The sequence below is a fragment of the Streptomyces sp. NPDC005803 genome (assembly GCF_040630435.1).
Taxonomy (GTDB): Bacteria; Actinomycetota; Actinomycetes; order Streptomycetales; family Streptomycetaceae; genus Streptomyces.
On record NZ_JBEXXO010000001.1, the window covers coordinates 352,748 to 370,855 of the forward strand.

Annotated in this window: 17 protein-coding genes; 9 read left to right on the plus strand and 8 right to left on the minus strand. The window is 68.3% G+C overall.

Annotated elements, in window-relative coordinates:
• Nucleotides 1-44 precede the first annotated feature (44 nt).
• The 6 genes from gyrB to dnaA all read right to left on the minus strand — a co-directional run bounded on the left by gyrB (nt 45) and on the right by dnaA (nt 9,391).
• A complete protein-coding gene (gene gyrB / locus ABZ454_RS01610) occupies nt 45-2,150 on the minus strand; it encodes a DNA topoisomerase (ATP-hydrolyzing) subunit B (protein ID WP_356321073.1) in 2,106 nt (701 codons plus the stop codon).
• 403 nt (nt 2,151-2,553) lie between these two features.
• Nucleotides 2,554-3,099 (minus strand): DciA family protein, encoded by a 546-nt coding sequence (locus tag ABZ454_RS01615; protein WP_356321251.1) that lies wholly within the window; start codon nt 3,097-3,099, stop codon nt 2,554-2,556.
• Nucleotides 3,100-3,125: 26 nt separating this feature from the next.
• Nucleotides 3,126-4,256: a DNA replication/repair protein RecF gene (gene recF / locus ABZ454_RS01620; RefSeq protein ID WP_359535593.1), complete on the minus strand. Its 1,131-nt coding sequence runs from the start codon at nt 4,254-4,256 to the stop codon at nt 3,126-3,128.
• An 84-nt stretch (nt 4,257-4,340) separates the two neighbouring features.
• Nucleotides 4,341-5,219 carry a phosphogluconate dehydrogenase (NAD(+)-dependent, decarboxylating) gene (gnd, locus tag ABZ454_RS01625; protein ID WP_356321069.1) on the minus strand — a complete coding sequence of 293 codons (879 nt, stop codon included), beginning with the start codon at nt 5,217-5,219 and terminating at the stop codon, nt 4,341-4,343.
• A gap of 147 nt (nt 5,220-5,366) precedes the next feature.
• Complete coding sequence (gene dnaN / locus ABZ454_RS01630; protein ID WP_148022051.1) at nt 5,367-6,497, minus strand: DNA polymerase III subunit beta; 1,131 nt, start codon at nt 6,495-6,497, stop codon at nt 5,367-5,369.
• Between the two features lie 1,070 nt (nt 6,498-7,567).
• Complete coding sequence (gene dnaA / locus ABZ454_RS01635; RefSeq protein ID WP_356321067.1) at nt 7,568-9,391, minus strand: chromosomal replication initiator protein DnaA; 1,824 nt, start codon at nt 9,389-9,391, stop codon at nt 7,568-7,570.
• 381 nt (nt 9,392-9,772) lie between these two features.
• Here dnaA and rpmH point away from each other — a divergent pair, with 381 nt between their 5' ends.
• The 9 genes from rpmH to ABZ454_RS01680 all read left to right on the plus strand — a co-directional run bounded on the left by rpmH (nt 9,773) and on the right by ABZ454_RS01680 (nt 16,652).
• The gene (gene rpmH, locus ABZ454_RS01640) at nt 9,773-9,910 is read left to right on the plus strand and encodes a 50S ribosomal protein L34 (protein WP_010985740.1); all 138 of its coding nucleotides are present in this window, start codon (nt 9,773-9,775) and stop codon (nt 9,908-9,910) included.
• Nucleotides 9,911-9,931: 21 nt separating this feature from the next.
• Entirely contained in the window at nt 9,932-10,303 is a 372-nt protein-coding gene (rnpA, locus tag ABZ454_RS01645; protein ID WP_356321066.1) for a ribonuclease P protein component, read from the plus strand.
• Nucleotides 10,300-10,659, plus strand: a complete 360-nt coding sequence (yidD, locus tag ABZ454_RS01650) for a membrane protein insertion efficiency factor YidD (RefSeq protein WP_356321064.1) — start codon at nt 10,300-10,302, stop codon at nt 10,657-10,659. The genes rnpA and yidD overlap by 4 nt, the downstream gene beginning before the upstream one ends.
• Nucleotides 10,660-10,662: 3 nt before the next feature.
• A complete protein-coding gene (gene yidC / locus ABZ454_RS01655; protein ID WP_359535597.1) occupies nt 10,663-11,925 on the plus strand; it encodes a membrane protein insertase YidC in 1,263 nt (420 codons plus the stop codon).
• A 14-nt stretch (nt 11,926-11,939) separates the two neighbouring features.
• Nucleotides 11,940-12,449, plus strand: a complete 510-nt coding sequence (locus ABZ454_RS01660) for a R3H domain-containing nucleic acid-binding protein (RefSeq protein WP_356321061.1) — start codon at nt 11,940-11,942, stop codon at nt 12,447-12,449.
• A 108-nt stretch (nt 12,450-12,557) separates the two neighbouring features.
• A complete protein-coding gene (rsmG, locus tag ABZ454_RS01665) occupies nt 12,558-13,274 on the plus strand; it encodes a 16S rRNA (guanine(527)-N(7))-methyltransferase RsmG (protein ID WP_356321058.1) in 717 nt (238 codons plus the stop codon).
• 291 nt (nt 13,275-13,565) lie between these two features.
• Nucleotides 13,566-14,642, plus strand: coding sequence for a ParA family protein (locus tag ABZ454_RS01670; protein WP_356321248.1), 1,077 nt, complete (start codon nt 13,566-13,568; stop codon nt 14,640-14,642).
• Complete coding sequence (locus tag ABZ454_RS01675; protein WP_356321056.1) at nt 14,639-15,745, plus strand: ParB/RepB/Spo0J family partition protein; 1,107 nt, start codon at nt 14,639-14,641, stop codon at nt 15,743-15,745. Before ABZ454_RS01670 ends, ABZ454_RS01675 begins: the two co-directional genes overlap by 4 nt.
• Nucleotides 15,746-16,034: 289 nt before the next feature.
• Nucleotides 16,035-16,652, plus strand: coding sequence for a GNAT family N-acetyltransferase (locus ABZ454_RS01680; protein WP_359535600.1), 618 nt, complete (start codon nt 16,035-16,037; stop codon nt 16,650-16,652).
• Nucleotides 16,653-16,737: 85 nt separating this feature from the next.
• On the opposite strand, the gene trxA is transcribed toward ABZ454_RS01680, so the two are convergent.
• Both trxA and trxB read right to left on the minus strand, forming a co-directional pair.
• Nucleotides 16,738-17,070: a thioredoxin gene (gene trxA / locus ABZ454_RS01685; RefSeq protein ID WP_356321052.1), complete on the minus strand. Its 333-nt coding sequence runs from the start codon at nt 17,068-17,070 to the stop codon at nt 16,738-16,740.
• Between the two features lie 42 nt (nt 17,071-17,112).
• Entirely contained in the window at nt 17,113-18,075 is a 963-nt protein-coding gene (gene trxB / locus ABZ454_RS01690; protein WP_356321050.1) for a thioredoxin-disulfide reductase, read from the minus strand.
• Nucleotides 18,076-18,108: the final 33 nt, after the last annotated feature.

The window sequence follows — 18,108 nt, forward strand, 5'->3', positions numbered from 1 at the left end:
CTGGTCAAAATCCTTTCGCGCTGCGGCTTGCTTGTACGGCCGACTCAGATGTCGAGGAAGCGGACGTCCTTGGCGTTGCGCTGGATGAACGAGCGCCGCGCCTCGACGTCCTCGCCCATCAGCACCGAGAACAGGTCGTCGGCCTGCGCCGCGTCGTCGAGCGTGACCTGGCCGAGGACCCGGTGGTCGACGTCCATCGTCGTGACGCGCAGTTCCTCGGCGTTCATCTCACCGAGGCCCTTGAAGCGCTGGATCGAGTCTTCCTTGATCCGCTTGCCGTTCTGCTTGCCGAGGGCCACGAGGGCGTCGCGCTCGCGGTCCGAGTACGCGTACTCGAAGTCGTCCCGGCCCCACTTGATCTTGTAGAGCGGCGGGCGCGAGAGGTAGACGTGCCCGGCTTCGACCAGCGGTCGCATGAAGCGGAAGAGGAAGGTGAGCAGCAGGGTGTTGATGTGCTGGCCGTCCACGTCGGCGTCCGCCATCAGAATGATCTTGTGATAGCGGAGCTTCTCGATGTCGAAGTCCTCGTGGACCCCGGTGCCGAAGGCCGAGATCAGCGCCTGGACCTCGGTGTTCTGCAGGATCTTGTCGATCCGGGCCTTCTCGACGTTCAGGATCTTGCCGCGAATCGGCAGGATGGCCTGGTACATCGGGTTACGGCCGGACTTCGCCGAACCGCCGGCGGAGTCACCCTCGACGATGAAGATCTCGCACTTCGTCGGGTCGTTGGACTGGCAGTCGCTCAGCTTGCCCGGCAGCGAGGCGCTCTCCAGGAGCCCCTTGCGGCGGGTCAGGTCACGCGCCTTGCGGGCCGCCACACGGGCGGTCGAGGCGGCGATGCCCTTGCGGATGATGTCGGCGGCCTCGTTCGGGTTCCGGTCGAACCAGTCCGTCAGCTGCTCGTGGACGACCTTCTGCACGAAGGTCTTGGCCTCCGTGTTGCCCAGCTTGGTCTTGGTCTGGCCCTCGAACTGCGGCTCGCCGAGCTTCACCGAGATGATCGCCGTCAGGCCCTCGCGGACGTCCTCACCGGTGAGGTTGTCGTCCTTCTCGCGCAGCAGCTTCTTGTCGCGCGCGTACCGGTTGACCAGCGAGGTCAGCGCCGCACGGAAGCCCTCCTCGTGCGTGCCGCCCTCGTGCGTGTGGATCGCGTTGGCGAAGGAGTAGACCCCCTCGCTGTACTGCGTGTTCCACTGCATGGCGATCTCGGCCGACAGGAGACGGTCCTTGTCCTCGGCCTCGATGTCGATCACCGACTGGTGGATGACGTCGCCCTTGCGGGAGTTGAGGTACTTGACGAAGTCGACGATGCCGTTCTCGTAGTGGTACGTGACCGTGCGGGCCGGCTCCTCCTCGGGAACGTCGACCACCTCGGCGCTGTCCGCGCCGGCCGTCGCCTTGGCCGACTCGCGCTCGTCGGTGAGCTTGAGGGTGAGGCCCTTGTTGAGGAAGGCCATCTCCTGGAAGCGGCGCGAGAGCGTCTCGAAGGAGTACTCGGTCGTCTCGAAGATGTCGCCGTCGGCCCAGAAGGTGACGGACGTGCCCGTCTCGTCCGTGGCCTCGTTACGGGCCAGCGGGGCGGTCGGGACGCCGAACTTGTAGTCCTGGGTCCAGCGGTAGCCGTCCGTCCTGACCTCGACGGCCACCCGCGTGGACAGGGCGTTGACGACGGAGACGCCGACACCGTGCAGACCGCCGGAGACCGCGTAGCCGCCCCCGCCGAACTTGCCGCCGGCGTGCAGGACCGTGAGGACGACCTCGACGGCGGGCTTGCCCTCGGACGGCACGATGCCGACGGGGATGCCACGGCCGTTGTCGATCACACGCACCCCGCCGTCGGCGAGGATCGTGACGTCGATGGTGTCCGCGTGCCCGGCCATGGCCTCGTCGACCGAGTTGTCGACAACCTCTTGCACGAGGTGGTGGAGACCGCGCTCACCGGTCGAGCCGATGTACATGCCAGGTCGCTTGCGGACGGCGTCCAGGCCCTCGAGCACGGTGATCGCGCTGGCGTCGTACGAGGCCTTCACCTCACCCGATGCCTTCACCTCGCCGGAGGCGGGAGCAGCGCTGCTCTCACCGGGGGTGGACGGAATGTTCTCGTTGGGGTTGCCGGAATCGGCCACGAAGCGCCCTTTCTGGCACAGCACAGGCCGTTCTCCGGACAGGCGGGAGCGGCTGCGTCGTTCGGCTTGTATCGACGAATCCCGCAAGGACGCGGGATTGTCCACCAGTCTACCGGTAGCGCCGACCCGAATGGGGGTTTGCCGGTACCTGAGTACGCATGTGCCGCCCTGAATGAGCGCCTGACGACTCCCCATATCCGGGAAGGGGCCTCAAGAGGCTCACGCGGGCATTGAGCGCTTCGGCCTGTCAGCCTCCCGCTACGGTGAGGGACGCCCGCTCACGGTCGCCCGGTTTCAACTACCGCACACCTGAATAACACGGGAACCAGGGGCAACAGCGACGAGCAGGGCATACCCGTCTCCGAGGCATCCGTGCGGAGCCCCGGGACTGCGCGCAAGCAGGGGGAAAAGGCCAGGTCAGGCCTGGTCAGCCGTAGGTGTCGCCCGGGCCGGTGCTTCCCGGCGCGCGCAGGGGACCGTATCGGCGCTGCGGGCCTCCCGGCCCCAGCACCTTGATCAATCTCACGGTGCCGTGCCCCAGATCCGCGTTGAGCCGGGCCACGAGCTGCGGGGCGAGCAGCCGCAGCTGCGTCGCCCACGCCGTGGAGTCGCACTGCACCGTCAGCACCCGCTCGTCGGGGGCCTCGTCATAGCGCAGCGGCACACAGTGATTGGCCAGATCGTCCCCCACGATCTGCGGCCAGCGGCCCATCACACCGCCCACCGCGGCCGGGGTCTCCCAGCCGCGCTCGGTGATCAGACGATTGATCGCGGCGCCGAGCGGCAGCGGGTCCCGGCCGTCCGCCCGCGCGCCGGAACGCAGCCCGCCGCCCCGCCGGGCCTGCTTCTTCTGCTGCGCGGCCGCACCGCGCGCCTTCGCCTGCTCCTTCGCCGCGTGCAGGGCCACCCGCGCCAGATCGACGCCCGAAGGCTCCGCCCGCTTCGCCGGCTCCCCGTCCCCGGCCGGTCCCACGGGGCCCGCGCCCTCCCGGTCGCCGTTCACAGCCGCTCCACCTCGCCCGCCGACACCGCGTACCGCGTCCCCGCCAGCACGCCCGGGACGTCGTCGTCCACCGCGGCCGTCACCAGCACCTGCTCCCCCGGGGCGACCAGCTCGGCGAGCCGCTCCCGGCGGCGCGCGTCCAGCTCGGCGAAGACGTCGTCCAGCACCAGCACCGGTTCGTTGCCCTCGCTGCGCAGCAGATCGTACGAGGCCAGCCGCAGGGCCAGCGCGTACGACCACGACTCCCCGTGGCTCGCGTACCCCTTGGCCGGCATCCCGCGCAGCCCCAGGACCAGGTCGTCACGGTGCGGGCCGACCAGCGTCACGCCCCGCTCGATCTCCTGCTTGCGCACTTCGGCCAGGGCGGCGATCAGCTGCGCGTACAGCTCCTCACGAGTGCGCGCGGGCTCCACATCCGCGCCCACCGAGCTCCGGTACTCCAGCGTCACCGGACCGCCGCCCGGCGCCACGTCCGCGTACGCCTTGTCCGCCAGGGGCTGAAGCGTCGCGATCAGGTCGAGCCGCTGCGCCAGCAGCTCGGCGCCCACCCGGCCCAGGTGCTGGTCCCACACGTCGAGCGTCGAGAGGTCCATGGAGCGTCCGCCGTGCCGGCGCGCCATCGCCGCGGACTTCAGCAGCGTGTTGCGCTGTTTCAGCACCCGCTCGTAGTCCGAGCGCACCCCGGCCATCCGCGGCGCACGCGCCGTGACCAGCTCGTCGAGGAACCGCCGGCGTTCGCCGGGGTCACCCTTGACCAGCGCGAGGTCCTCCGGCGCGAACAGCACCGTGCGCACTATCCCCAGCACATCACGGGGCCTGACCTGCGACGACCTATTGATCCTGGCGCGATTGGCCTTGCCCGGATTCAGCTCAAGCTCGACCAGCTGGGACCGCTCGCCCTGGGTGACGGCTGCCCTGATGACGGCCCGCTCGGCGCCCATGCGGACCAGGGGTGCGTCGGAGGAGACCCGGTGGCTGCCGAGCGTCGCGAGGTAGCCGACGGCCTCGACGAGGTTGGTCTTCCCCTGCCCGTTGGCCCCCACGAACGCGGTGACGCCCGGGTCGAGGGGAACCTCTACCCGGGCGTACGAGCGGAAGTCGGCCAGCGACAGATGCGTGACATGCATGGTGTACGCCGACCTTCCCGGCTTCCTGCTCCGTGCTTCGTGGTGCGGGACGGACCACCGGGCCCGCCCCGCACCACGCTGCGGTTACTTCTTGTTCTCGACCGCGTGGCCACCGAACTGGTTGCGCAGCGCGGCGATCATCTTCATCTGCGGGGAGTCGTCCTGACGCGAGGCGAAGCGCGCGAAGAGCGACGCGGTGATCGCGGGGAGCGGCACGGCGTTGTCGATCGCCGCCTCCACCGTCCAGCGGCCCTCGCCCGAGTCGGCGGCGAAGCCACGGAGCTGGTCCAGGTGCTCGTCGTCGTCCAGCGCGTTGACCGCCAGGTCGAGCAGCCAGGAACGGATGACCGTGCCCTCCTGCCAGGAGCGGAAGACCTCGCGCACGTCGGTGACGGAGTCGACCTTCTCCAGGAGCTCCCAGCCCTCGGCGTACGCCTGCATCATGGCGTACTCGATGCCGTTGTGGACCATCTTCGCGAAGTGGCCGGCGCCGACCTTGCCCGCGTGGACGGAACCGAAGTCGCCCTCGGGCTTGAGCGCGTCGAAGACCGGCTGGACCTTCGCGACGTGCTCGGCGTCGCCGCCGTACATCAGCGCGTAGCCGTTCTCCAGGCCCCAGACGCCGCCGGAGACGCCGCAGTCGACGAAGCCGATGCCCTTGCTGCCCAGCTCGGCGGCGTGCTTCTCGTCGTCGGTCCAGCGGGAGTTCCCGCCGTCCACGACGATGTCGCCGGGGGAGAGCAGCTCGGCCAGCTCGTCGACCGTGGACTGGGTCGCGGCACCGGCCGGGACCATGACCCACACGACGCGCGGGCCCTTGAGCTTGCCCACAAGCTCTTCGAGGCTGTGGACATCGGCGACGTCCGGGTTGCGGTCGTAACCGATGACGGTGTGGCCAGCGCGGCGGATGCGCTCGCGCATGTTGCCGCCCATCTTGCCGAGGCCGACGAGACCGAGCTCCATCAGAGATTCCTTAAGCGTTGTGCCGATTGGTACCCACGACCGAGCCTACGCCCGGCAGGGGACAGGACGCCGGGCATGCTCGGCGCTGAACATGCCCGTCGGGCCCTGCCGCGCCGTTTTCGAGCGGCGGCAGGACCGGTGACCGGATCAGCCGGAGAGGCGGACCGGCATGATCAGGTACTTGTACGCGTCGTCCGCCTCGGCGTCCACGGCAGGCCGGCCGCTGAGCAGCGCGGGCTTGGTGGACGTCGTGAAGGAGAGCTGGGCGACCGGCGAGTCGATGGCGCTCAGGCCGTCGAGCAGGAAGGTCGGGTTGAAGGCGATCGAGATGTCGTCGCCCTCCAGTACGGAGTCGACGCGCTCCACAGCCTGTGCGTCGTCGCTGGAACCCGCTTCGAGGATCAGGACGCCCTGCTCGAAGCTCAGCCGCACCGGGGTGTTCCGCTCGGCCACCAGGGCCACGCGCTTGACGGCCTCGACGAACGGGGCCGTCTCGATGACCGCGACCGAGTTGAACTCGGTGGGGAAGAGCGTGCGGTATTTCGGCAGGTCGCCTTCGAGCAGTCGGGTGGTCGTCCGCCGGCCCGCGCCCTCGAAGCCGATGAGGCCTTCACCCGCACCGGAGCCCGACAGGGCGAGCGTGACCGTGTCACCGCTGGTCAGGGCCTTGGCGGTGTCCAGCAGCGTCTTGGCGGGCACCAGCGCGACGGCGGAGGCGTCGGCGTTCTCCGGCTTCCAGAGGAACTCGCGGACCGCGAAGCGGTAGCGGTCGGTGGAGGCGAGGGTGACGGTGTCGCCCTCGATCTCGATGCGCACACCGGTGAGCACGGGCAGCGTGTCGTCGCGGCCCGCGGCGATGGCGACCTGAGCGGCAGCCGAGGCGAAGACCTCGCCGGGCACCGTGCCGGTCGCGGTCGGCATCTGCGGCAGTGCGGGGTACTCCTCCACAGGAAGGGTGTGGAGTGTGAACCGCGAGGAGCCGCAGGCCACCGTCGCCCGTACACCGTCTGTGGAAATCTCCACCGGCCGGTTGGGCAGGGCGCGGCAGATGTCGGCGAGCAGCCGGCCGGAGACGAGCACCGTGCCGTCCTCCTCGATCTCGGCGTCCACCGAGACCCGGGCCGAGACCTCGTAGTCGAAGCTCGAGAAGCTGAGGGCACCGTCCTCAGCCTTCAGCAGAAGGCCCGCGAGAACGGGCGCCGGCGGACGGGCCGGGAGGCTACGGGCCACCCAGGCCACAGCCTCCGCGAGTACATCGCGCTCCACCCGGATCTTCACCGGAACCGCCTCCTGCTGTTGCTCGCTCGCCCTGCTGGCCTTCGTCGTCTGGTCGGGTCGCTCCACCGATGCCGGGGGAGGACGCCGGGGACCAGTCTGACGCACGGCACCGACACTCGGTGCTGCTCGGGGTCAAGTCGCGACAAGAGGTTCGGGGAGCTCCGGCGCCGAGTTGTGCACAGGCCCCACTTCGAAGCGGATTCCGGGCTAACTATAGGTGGCAGTAGTAGTAGGGCCTGTGGATACGGTGGATAACGTCGTTTTCCCAGGTCAGACACTGTTTTTTGTCCACCGGCCCTGTGGGTGGCACCGGTGGACAACCCGGTGTTTCTGTGGACACCCGAAAGTTCTGCACAACCGATGCACAGGGCAGGGGGGTTTCTCCCCAGGGCTGTCCCCAGCTTTACCCACGTTCCCCACAGCCCAACCGACCCTCTTGGTGTGACGCCTTTCACTCGGCGCGGTGAAAGCGGGTGTTGCGTTGCCGAACAGTGGACAGCCGTGTGGAGAAGCGTGCCCTCCCTGGGGAAAACGGCCGACGGCCTGTGGGCCGTCGGTGGACAACGTCGGGGGCGGCCTGTGGACGAAAAACTTGTCCACAGGCTGTGGATCATTGTTGACCACAAATCCCCAGGCCCCTGAGCTGGCCTGATGGAGTATCGGATGCCTGACCTGTGGAAGCAGTATGGACAACTTTTGGATCCCCAGGCTGTGGAGGGAAGATTCTCCCCAGATCTGTGGAGAACGGCCCGTCCGCAGCCGGTATTCGAACAGCGTGACCGGCCACGCGGCCCGCTCGACGCCCTGCTGAGCGGTCACGGACCGCCGACCGAGCCGCTCATGCGGTGTCTCCGGGCGCTCGCGCGGCGGCGTACGAGCGACGCACAGCCGGCTCAGGTCCCGTCCCGGAGAGCTCGAAGGGCTCTCCGGAGAACGGCGAGCGGCGCTCCACAGGCGGGGGAAGGGCGCTGCGGAGAACGGCGAAAGGGCGCTCCAGGGACTCGTGAGGAGTCCGCGGAGCGCCCTTGAGGAATGCCCTGTCGTCTGCGGGCGACGGTGTGGGAGGGCCGTCAGCCGTTCTTGATGCGGTTGGTGAGTTCGGTGACCTGGTTGTAGATGGAGCGCCGCTCCGCCATCAGCGCACGGATCTTGCGGTCGGCGTGCATCACCGTCGTGTGGTCCCGGCCGCCGAACTGCGCACCGATCTTGGGCAGCGACAGGTCCGTCAGCTCGCGGCACAGGTACATCGCGATCTGGCGCGCCGTCACCAGCACGCGACTGCGCGAGGATCCGCAGAGGTCCTCCACCGTCAGGCCGAAGTAGTCGGCGGTCGCCGCCATGATGGCCGGCGCCGTGATCTCCGGCGCCGCGTCCTCGCCACCCGGGATCAGGTCCTTCAGCACGATCTCGGTCAGCCCGAGGTCCACCGGCTGGCGGTTGAGGCTGGCGAAGGCCGTCACCCGGATGAGAGCGCCCTCCAGCTCACGGATGTTGCGGGAGATGCGGGAGGCGATGAACTCGAGGACCTCCGGCGGAGCGTTCAGCTGCTCCTGGACCGCCTTCTTGCGCAGGATCGCGATGCGCGTCTCCAGTTCGGGGGGCTGCACATCGGTGGTCAGACCCCACTCGAAACGATTCCGCAGCCGGTCCTCCAGCGTCACCAGCTGCTTGGGCGGGCGGTCCGAGGACAGCACGATCTGCTTGTTGGCGTTGTGGAGCGTGTTGAAGGTGTGGAAGAACTCCTCCTGCGTCGACTCCTTGCTCGCCAGGAACTGGATGTCGTCGACCAGCAGGATGTCGACATCGCGGTACCGCTTGCGGAAGGTGTCGCCCTTGCCGTCGCGGATCGAGTTGATGAACTCGTTGGTGAACTCCTCCGAGCTCACGTACCGCACCCGGGTGCCCGGGTAGAGGCTGCGGGCGTAGTGCCCGATGGCGTGCAGCAGGTGGGTCTTGCCGAGCCCCGACTCCCCGTAGATGAAGAGGGGGTTGTACGCCTTGGCGGGCGCTTCGGCGACGGCGACGGCCGCGGCGTGCGCGAACCGGTTCGACGCCCCGATCACGAAGGTGTCGAAGAGGTACTTCGGGTTCAGGCGGGCGTGCGGTTCGCCGGGGCCGGGCGCCGGCGCGGGCTGTGCGCCCATGGGACCGGTGCCGCCGCCGGGCCGGCCGGTGCCGCCGCCCTGCCGGTGCGCCGGCTCCTGCATGTCGCGGCGCTCGGGGCGCTGGGAGTCGTACCCCTGGCGTTCGGGCGGCTGGGAGTCGTACCCCTGGCGCTCGGACGGCTGCGGACGGTAGTCGTGCTGCGGCTGCTGCGGGGAGCGGCCGCCGTAGGGCTCGCGCCACTGCTCGGCGGACGGGTCGCGGTCCTGAAAACCGCCGAGCCGGGGCTGCTGCCAGGAGAGGTCCTCCTGGGTGCGCGGCCAGGCGCCGGGGTCGGGGCGCTGCTGCTGGTAGTCGGGGTAGGCGGGCCGGGCCGTCGGCATGCCGTCGTCCGAGGGCCGGTGACCGTAACCGTCGTACGCGTCGTTGTGCTGGCGTTCGTCGTGCTGAGGTCCCTGGTAGCGGTGCTGCTGCTGGGACTGGTGCATCGGGGGCGCCGGCGGGTTCGGCGGTTCACCCGCGGAGTCGTCGACCGTGATCGCGATCCGGATCGGCCGGCCGCACTCGCGGCTCAGCGTCTCGCTGATGAGCGGGGCCAGCCGGCCCTCCAGGACGCGCTTGCCCCATTCGTTGGGGACGGCGAGCAGCGCGGTGTCGGCGACCAGGGCGAGCGGCTGACAGCGCTCGATCCACTGCTTGTCCTTCGGTTCGATGCCCTGCTGTCCCTCCCCGAGGAGCTGCTCCAGCACGCGTGGCCACACTGCGGCAAGATCGGCGGGTACATCAGCCACAGGGCACGCTCTCTCGCTGGTCCCACGAATGTGTGGTTCTCGGGACGGGATGGGTCGGGATGGGTGAGGACCGGCAGGCGGGAAGAAAAAGAACCGGGGTTCAGCCACGGTAGGCGGGCCGACCCGTGCGGTTCAAGTCGTTGTCCACAGGCTGTGCACAATGGGGGGTGCGACAGGGTCGGTTTGACCGGATGGCGTAGCCGCGCGTACCGTGACCAGGTCGAGTTGTCGATGGCTGCTGCCGCCTGCCTCCGATGGGCAAAGATCACGATCTGTGATTGTGAAGCGGTGCACTAGGGCGTTTACGCGAGTCTCTCGTGGGCGCACGGTGACAGCCAGGCGATGTCCCGCCAACACACGAATCATTTCTGGAGCCCCCGAGTGAGCAAGCGCACCTTCCAGCCGAACAACCGTCGTCGCGCGAAGACCCACGGTTTCCGCCTGCGTATGCGGACCCGTGCCGGCCGCGCGATCCTCGCGTCCCGCCGTGGCAAGGGCCGCGCCAGCCTGTCCGCCTGATCGCGTACAGGTCGTCATGACGTGCTGCCTACCGAGAATCGGCTGAGGCGGCGCGAGGACTTCGCGACCGCGGTACGTCGAGGACGCAGGGCCGGCCGCCCGCTACTCGTCGTCCATCTACGCAGCGGTGCAACGGACCCGCACGCGACGGGGGAGACTGCTCCCCCGCCGCGTGCGGGTTTCGTTGTCAGCAAAGCAGTGGGTGGTGCGGTCGTACGCACAGCGGTGAAGCGAAGGCTTCGCCATCTGGTCCGAGAACGGCTCGCCCTGCTGCCCCCCGGTAGCCTGGTTGTCGTACGCGCGTTGCCCGGTTCGGGTGACGCCGACCATGAACAGCTGGCCCGAGACCTGGATGCCGCCTTTCAGCGGCTGCTGGGAGGGGGCGCGCGATGAAGTACCCGCTGCTGGCTCTCATCAAGCTGTACCAGTGGACGATCAGCCCACTTCTCGGGCCTGTCTGCCGTTACTACCCGTCGTGTTCCCACTATGGATATACGGCGATCGACCGGCACGGAGCGATCAAGGGAACAGCGCTGACCGCCTGGCGCATCCTGCGATGCAATCCGTGGTCACCCGGCGGCGTGGATCACGTTCCCCCACGTAAACGTCCGCGTTGGCACGAACTGCTGCGTAGTGCCGTACGCGGCAGCAAGGGCGGGGACTCCGCCGCTGATGTGCCTCCCGGAGGGTCGGCCACCGACCTTCCGAGCTCGGCCGCAGAGACTTCGCCCAATGCTCAAGGAGCCTGATTAGTGGACACGATTGCCAGTCTGTTCAGCTTCATCACGTGGCCCGTTTCCTGGGTCATCGTCCAGTTCCACAAGTTGTACGGGGCGATCTTCGGCCCTGACACGGGATGGGCCTGGGGTCTGTCCATCGTGTCCCTCGTGGTCCTGATCCGCATCTGTCTGATCCCGCTGTTCGTCAAGCAGATCAAGTCGACGCGGAACATGCAGGTGCTCCAGCCGAAGATGAAGGCGATCCAGGAGCGCTACAAGAGCGACAAGCAGCGTCAGTCCGAAGAGATGATGAAGCTGTACAAGGAGACGGGTACCAACCCGCTCTCCTCGTGCCTGCCCATCATCGCCCAGTCGCCGTTCTTCTTCGCTCTGTACCACGTGCTCTCGGCCATCGCGTCGAACAAGAAGATCGGCGTCATCGACCAGTCGCTGCTGGACAGCGCTCGTCAGGCCCACATCTTCGGTGCTCCGCTGGCCGCCAAGTTCATGGACAGCGCGGACAAGGTCGAGGCGCTCGGCGCCTCGCTGACCGACGTCCGGGTCGTCACCGCGATCATGATCGTGATGATGTCGGCCTCGCAGTTCTTCACCCAGCGCCAGCTGATGACGAAGAACGTCGACCTCACGGTCAAGACGCCGTACATGCAGCAGCAGAAGATGCTCATGTACATCTTCCCGCTGATCTTCGCCGGCATGGGCATCAACTTCCCCGTCGGTGTCCTCGTCTACTGGCTGACCACCAACGTCTGGACCATGGGTCAGCAGATGTACGTGATCAACCAGAACCCGACCCCGGGCAGCAAGGCGCAGGAGCAGTACCTCGGCCGTCTGCTGAAGAGCGTCACCGCACACGGTGAGGTGCGGGGCCGGACCCGGCGCAACACGGTCAAGCGCATCGTGTCCAAGGGCCCGGACCGCAACGACATCGAGCGGAAGTTCGTCACCGGTCTGGCCAAGCTCGGCCTCGCCCCCCAGGAGGACGGCACGGTGGTCAAGAGTGACACCGCCGTCGCCGAGGCCGAGGGCGGAGCAGCGCAGCGGCGTCAGCAGCCCAAGCGCCAGACCAAGGCGAAGCGCCAGACCACGGCGGGCCACCCGGGCGGGGGCAAGGAAGCGGATTCCGGTGAATCCGAGTCCAAGACCTCCCTGGAGAAGAGCGCACCGCAGGACGACAAGCCCAAGCCGGCGGGCAAGCCCGCGTCCGGCTCCTCACGCCAAGCCAAGTCCGGACAGCGCAAGGGTCCGCAGCGGCCCAAGCACCCGTCCAAGAAGTAAGAAGGAGTCCATCCGTGACGGAAGGCACCACCTCCACGGCCGCTGAGGGCAGCGACACCTTGACCCGCCTCGAGCAGGAAGGGGAGATCGCAGCGGACTACCTCGAGGGCCTGCTCGACATCGCCGACCTGGACGGCGACATCGACATGGACGTCGAGGCGGACCGGGCCGCGGTCTCGATCATCAGTGAATCGGCACGTGAACTGCAGAAGCTCGTGGGCCGCGACGGTGAGGTGCTGGAGGCGCTCCAGGAGCTGACGCGGCTGGCCGTGCACCGGGAGACCGGTGACCGCAGCCGTCTGATGCTGGACATCGCCGGTTTCCGCGCCAGGAAGCGCACGGAGCTCGCCGAGCTGGGTGCCAAGGCCGCGGACGAGGTCAAGAGCACCGGTGAGCCGGTGAAGCTTGACCCGATGACGCCGTTCGAGCGCAAGGTTGTGCACGACGCGGTCGCGGCCGCCGGTCTGCGCAGCGAATCGGAGGGCGAGGAGCCGCAGCGCTTCGTCGTCGTCCTGCCGGCCTGACCGGAGCCTCTCGTGTCGGCCCCGTCTGTTCGCAGACGGGGCCGATCTTTGTCAGCCTGATAGTCAGCCACCCATGGTGCGGTAGTGCGGTACGGAAGGACGGTTCCCGTGACGGAGGAAGTAGCGCTTCCCCAGGCGCCCGACGAGGCCCGGGAGGTGTTCGGTGAGTGCTTTCCCGAGGCCGTCCGGTACGCGGAACTGCTGGCCGACGCGGGGGTCGAGCGAGGGCTGATCGGTCCGCGTGAGGTCCCGCGGCTCTGGGAGAGGCACCTGCTGAACTGCGCGGTGCTCTCCGAGGTCGTCCCCGAGGGCGTCACGGTGTGCGATGTGGGCTCCGGTGCCGGGCTTCCGGGGATTCCACTGGCGCTGGTGCGCCCTGACCTGAAGATCACCCTGCTCGAGCCGCTGCTGCGGCGTACGAACTTCCTTCAGGAGGTCGTCGAGCTGCTGGGGCTGGACCATGTGACGGTCGTCCGTGGCCGGGCCGAGGAGGTCCTGGGGACGCTTCAGCCGGTGCATGTGGTGACGGCTCGGGCGGTCGCTCCGCTGGACCGCCTGGCGGGCTGGGGAGTGCCCCTGCTCCGCCCCTACGGGGAGATGCTGGCGCTCAAGGGCGATACCGCCGAGGAGGAGATCAACGGCGCGCGGGCAGCCCTCAGCAAGCTGGGCGTGGTCGAGACCGAGGTGCTCCACGTAGGTGAGGGCGTCGTCGATCCGATGTCCACCGTGGTGCGTGTGGTGGTCGGGGAGAGCCCGGGCGGTGTGAGGTTCGCCGCAAAGCGCGCCAAGGCCGCGCGGGTCAGCCGGACACGTCGTCGTCGCTGAGCGCACGATGACGTGATGCGCCTGATGGATATCTGCCGTTTGATGCCTCTTTCGGTGATGTGTCAGTCATGGAGCCGTACGTACCCCGCGCGGAGTGTCGTGCCCCTGTAGCTACGCTGCAGGGGCATCGTGTTTCACGTGAAACGTCGCTCTCTGCTGCATGGAATCATCGGCCGCGGTCGTGAGGCCGCCACCCCTCCCCATCGCAGGCCCGATAGGGCTACGGAGTTGTCCACAGAAGTGGATTCATCCACAGAAGAGCGGGCCTCGCTGGTTCACGACCCCGAAACCATGGCAGGCTCTGCTCATTGCGAGCCTGAAGCCGAGGAGAGTGAATCCTTGCGGTCCGACGCCAACATCGCGGGACCGATGACCGATCCGGTCCCCGGTCCCCGAACCGAATCGGCGGGGGACGGTGTTTCACGTGAAACACCGCCGCCGATGGATGACACACCCATCGGTCGTGCGGCCCAGCTGGCGGTGGAGGCCCTCGGCCGTGCCGGCGAGGGGCTGCCGCGGCCTGACCAGACCCGGGTCATGGTGGTGGCCAACCAGAAGGGCGGGGTGGGTAAGACCACCTCGACGGTCAACCTTGCCGCGTCGCTTGCCCTGCATGGTGCACGTGTCCTGGTGGTCGACCTCGACCCGCAGGGGAACGCCTCCACAGCTCTGGGCATCGACCACCATGCCGAAGTGCCCTCGATCTATGACGTCCTGGTGGAGAGCAAGCCGCTCTCCGACGTGGTTCAGCCCGTCCCGGACGTCGAAGGTCTCTTCTGCGCCCCGGCCACCATCGACCTCGCCGGTGCGGAGATCGAGCTGGTGTCGCTGGTGGCGCGGGAGAGCCGACTGCAGCGGGCGATCCAGGCGTACGAGCAGCCGCTCGACTACATCCTGATCGACTGCCCGCCCTCGCTCGGCCTGCTGACGGTCAACGCCCTGGTGGCCGGCGCGGAGGTGCTGATCCCGATCCAGTGCGAGTACTACGCGCTGGAAGGGCTGGGCCAGCTGCTGCGCAACGTCGACCTGGTGCGGGGGCATCTCAACCCCGATCTCCACGTGTCGACGATCCTGCTCACCATGTACGACGGCCGGACCCGGCTCGCGTCGCAGGTCGCGGAGGAGGTGCGCAGCCACTTCGGCAAGGAGGTGCTGCGGACCAGCATTCCCCGGTCGGTGCGCATCTCCGAGGCGCCGAGCTACGGGCAGACCGTGCTGACCTATGACCCGGGTTCGAGCGGGTCCCTGTCGTACCTCGAAGCGGCCCGTGAGATCGCGCTGCGCGGGGTCGGGGTCCAGTACGAGGCCCAGCATGCCCGGACGGGCAGTCGGAACAGCCAGCAGAGTACTTCGGAGGGGATCCAGTGAGTGAGCGTCGTAGGGGTTTGGGACGAGGGCTCGGTGCCCTGATCCCCGCCGCTCCGCAGGAGAAGCAGGTGCCGTCTGCCGGGGTGGGCACGTCCTCGCCCGGGACGATGCCGGTGCTGACGTCCGAGCGGGGCGTGGCCGTCGCCAAGGTGGCCACTCTTGGTCAGGGCGGGGCAGCGGTGCCGGAGCCGAGCGCACCTGTCTCGGTGTCCGACGGGGCCGGTGGGCCGGTGGGAGAGGTGGCCGGGGCGTACTTCGCCGAGCTCCCCATCGACTCGATCACACCGAACCCTCGTCAGCCCCGCGAGGTGTTCGACGTGGACGCCCTCGCCGAGCTGGTCACCTCGATCAAGGAGGTCGGTCTCCTCCAGCCCGTCGTCGTACGGAAGGCGGAGTCCGGGCGCTTCGAGCTCATCATGGGCGAGCGGCGCTGGCGGGCGTGCCGTGAGGCCGATCTGAAGCAGATCCCGGCGATCGTCCGGGCCACGGACGACGAGAAGCTGCTCCTGGACGCCCTCCTGGAGAACCTTCACCGGGCTCAGCTGAACCCCTTGGAGGAGGCTGCCGCGTACGACCAGCTGCTCAAGGACTTCAAGTGCACCCATGACCAGCTGGCCGACCGCATCGGCCGCTCGCGGCCCCAGGTGTCCAACACCTTGCGTCTGCTGAGGCTGTCACCGCCCGTTCAGCGCCGGGTCGCGGCCGGGGTGCTCTCGGCGGGACATGCGCGGGCGCTGCTCTCGGTGGACGACTCCGAGGAGCAGGACAAGCTGGCGCACCGCATCGTGGCCGAGGGGCTTTCCGTGCGCGCGGTCGAGGAGATCGTGACGCTCATGAGCTCCAGGCCCACGAGCACGGCCAAGGCCAAGGGCCCCCGGGCCGGCGGCCGGCTGTCGCCGGCGCTGTCCGATCTGGCGTCCCGGCTGTCCGACCGCTTCGAGACCAGGGTGAAGGTCGACCTCGGCCAGAAGAAGGGAAAGATCGTCGTCGAGTTCGCCTCGATGGAGGATCTGGACCGCATCCTCGGCAGCCTCGCGCCGGGCGAGGGCCGTGTTCTGGACCGCTCTCCCTCGGAGGAGACGGCGGAGGACGACGAGAGCTGACGTCCTGAGCGGTGCGGGCGGGCTGTGCTCCGGTGCGTGACGGAGGGCGGCCCGCCTTTCTTTTTTGCCAGGGACAAGCGGAGGGCAGAAGAGCCGAAGAGGGGTGAGCCGGAAGGGACGAAGGGGGTGAGCCGACGACGGTGGCCCTTTGCTCTTTCACGGTGTCGGCTTGATCCCTCGATGGATACGATGCGTTGTGGTGGGGCGCATCCAAGGGATCCACCTCGGTGAACGGGGTGCACCGGCCGTCACGCGACGCGGTGGGTGAGGGAAGTGAGGAACAGCCTTCATGGGGCGTCGGCTCGTACCGCTCACGCTGGACAACCTGCCTGATCTCCCCCGGCGCTGCCGCTCGTGCGTGTTCTGGGAGCTGGACCCGGTGAGGGGGGACGCCGCGGTCAAGGGCGGCAGGGCCGAGCTGGAGAAGGAAGCCTGGATCTCCTCCGTGTTGCTCGAGTGGGGGTCCTGCGGGCGTGTGGTCTATGTCGACGACGTGCCGGTCGGCTTCGTCCTCTACGCCCCGCCCGCCTACGTACCGAGAGCCACGGCGTTTCCGACGAGTCCCGTCTCCCCTGACGCCGTTCAGTTGATGACCGCCTTGATCCTCCCGGGTTACCAGGGCCAGGGGCTGGGGCGGGTCATGGTGCAGACGGTCGCCAAGGACCTGATCCGCCGGGGATTCAAGGCGATCGAGGTCTTCGGGGACGCCCGCTGGAAGGAACCTGCCTGCCTGCTGCCCGCCGATCACCTGCTGGCGGTGGGCTTCAAGACCGTGCGGCCCCACCCGGTTCACCCGCGGCTCAGGCTGGAGCTGCGCACGACGCTTTCGTGGAAGGAAGACGTCGAGCTGGCACTGGACCGCTTGCTGGGAGCCGTACAGAAGGAACCCGCGCTCCGGCCGCTGTGAGTGGTGCGCGGACCGAAACGTGAAACGGGCCCATCCCCGAGGGGATGGGCCCGTTTCACGTGAAACAAGGGGACTGCTGTCCGCCTTATTCGGCGGCGATGAAGCCCTCGAGGTCGCGGAGGATCGCGGCCTTCGGCTTGGCGCCGACGATGGTCTTGGCGACCTCGCCACCCTGGTAGACGTTCAGCGTCGGGATGGACATGACGCCGTACTTGGCAGCGGTGGCCGGGTTCTCGTCGATGTTGAGCTTGACGATCTCGATCTCGCCGTGCTCCGCCGCGATGGCCTCCAGGGAGGGGGCGATCTGACGGCACGGGCCGCACCAGGCAGCCCAGAAGTCCACCAGCACGGGCTTGTCGCTCTTCAGGACGACCTCGTCGAAGGAGTCGTCGGTCACGTTCTTCAGGGCGCCGGCCACGGCGGCCTCCTTAATTTCGCGGGGTGTGGGATGAGGCGTGGATCAGACGGTGGCTGCTGCGGCCTTCTCGTCGTCGGCGAGCGCGGCCAGGTAGCGCTCGGCGTCGAGAGCGGCGGAGCAGCCGGTGCCAGCAGCGGTGATGGCCTGCCGGTAGGTGTGGTCGACTACGTCGCCGGCGCCGAAGACACCGGTGAGGTTGGTGCGCGTCGACGGGGCGGCGACCTTGAGGTAACCCTCGTCGTCGAGGTCGAGCTGGCCCTTGAAGAGCTCGGTGCGGGGGTCGTGGCCGACGGCGATGAAGAGGCCGGTCACGGGGAGCTCGGAGAGCTCACCGGTCTTCGTGTTGCGCAGGCTCAGCCCCGAAAGCTTCTGCTCGCCCTGGACACCGGCGACCTCGCTGTCCCAGGCGAACTTGATCTTCGGGTCGGCGAACGCGCGGTCCTGCATGGTCTTGGAGGCGCGCAGGGTGTCGCGGCGGTGGACGATGGTGACCGACTTGGCGAAGCGGGAGAGGAACGTGGCCTCTTCCATCGCGGTGTCGCCACCGCCGACCACGGCGATGTCCTGGTCCTTGAAGAAGAAGCCGTCGCAGGTCGCGCACCAGGAGACGCCACGTCCGGAGAGGGCGTCCTCGTTGGGCAGACCGAGCTTGCGGTGCTGTGAGCCGGTGGTGACGATGACGGCCTTCGCACGGTGCACGGTGCCGGCGGTGTCGGTCACCGTCTTGATCTCACCGGTGAGGTCCACGGAGATCACGTCGTCCGGGATGAGCTCGGCGCCGAAGCGCTCGGCCTGGGCGCGCATGTTGTCCATGAGCTCCGGGCCCATGATCCCGTCCTGGAAACCGGGGAAGTTCTCCACGTCGGTGGTGTTCATCAGCGCACCACCGGCGGTGACGGCGCCTTCGAACACCAGCGGCTTCAACGAGGCGCGTGCGGTGTAAAGGGCGGCTGTGTAGCCCGCGGGGCCGGAGCCGATGATGATCACATTACGCACGTCGCTCACGGGTTTCTTCCTCGTCTCTGCAGACTGCCTACT

Coding starts and splice junctions, on each gene's coding strand:
- ABZ454_RS01680 (WP_359535600.1), top strand. CDS start 16,035: ATGGGGCGTCGGCTCGTACCGCTCACGCTGGACAACCTGCCTGATCTC.
- ABZ454_RS01670 (WP_356321248.1), top strand. CDS start 13,566: ATGGCAGGCTCTGCTCATTGCGAGCCTGAAGCCGAGGAGAGTGAATCC.
- yidD (WP_356321064.1), top strand. CDS start 10,300: ATGAAGTACCCGCTGCTGGCTCTCATCAAGCTGTACCAGTGGACGATC.
- recF (WP_359535593.1), bottom strand. CDS start 4,256: ATGCATGTCACGCATCTGTCGCTGGCCGACTTCCGCTCGTACGCCCGG.
- gnd (WP_356321069.1), bottom strand. CDS start 5,219: ATGGAGCTCGGTCTCGTCGGCCTCGGCAAGATGGGCGGCAACATGCGC.